Here is a 392-nt window from a genome sequence, read left to right as displayed (position 1 = left end):
TCAATTGTTTGGTGGCGATAGCGAAGAGGTCACACCCGTTCCCATGCCGAACACGGAAGTTAAGCTCTTCAGCGCCGATGGTAGTCGGGGGTTTCCCCCTGTGAGAGTAGGACGCCGCCAAGCAGTTGCACATTAGTGCAATTAAAAATGAAAAAAGTTGTTGACTTTGAGAAGGCGACATTGTATACTAATAAAGTTGCTTTAACAAAGCGATAAACAAAATGATCTTTGAAAACTAAACAAGACAAAACGTACCTGTTAATTTAAGTTTTATTATAAAATCGCACAGTGATGTGCGTAGTCAGTCAAACTACTTTATCGGAGAGTTTGATCCTGGCTCAGGACGAACGCTGGCGGCGTGCCTAATACATGCAAGTCGAGCGGACAGATGG

General features: G+C 43.9%; 2 rRNA genes. Both read left to right on the top strand.

Going from position 1 to position 392, the window contains the following annotated elements:
- The first annotated feature begins 7 nt into the window (after positions 1-7).
- Positions 8-123, top strand: a 5S ribosomal RNA gene (gene rrf, locus UJ203_RS20765).
- Between the two features lie 192 nt (positions 124-315).
- Positions 316-392 (top strand): 16S ribosomal RNA (locus UJ203_RS20760); the annotation flags it as partial.

Origin of the sequence: Bacillus sp. V26 (genome assembly GCF_034296245.1) — a bacterium.
Taxonomy (GTDB): domain Bacteria; phylum Bacillota; class Bacilli; order Bacillales; family Bacillaceae; genus Bacillus; species Bacillus halotolerans.
This window is presented reverse-complemented; position numbering and strand designations above follow the sequence as displayed.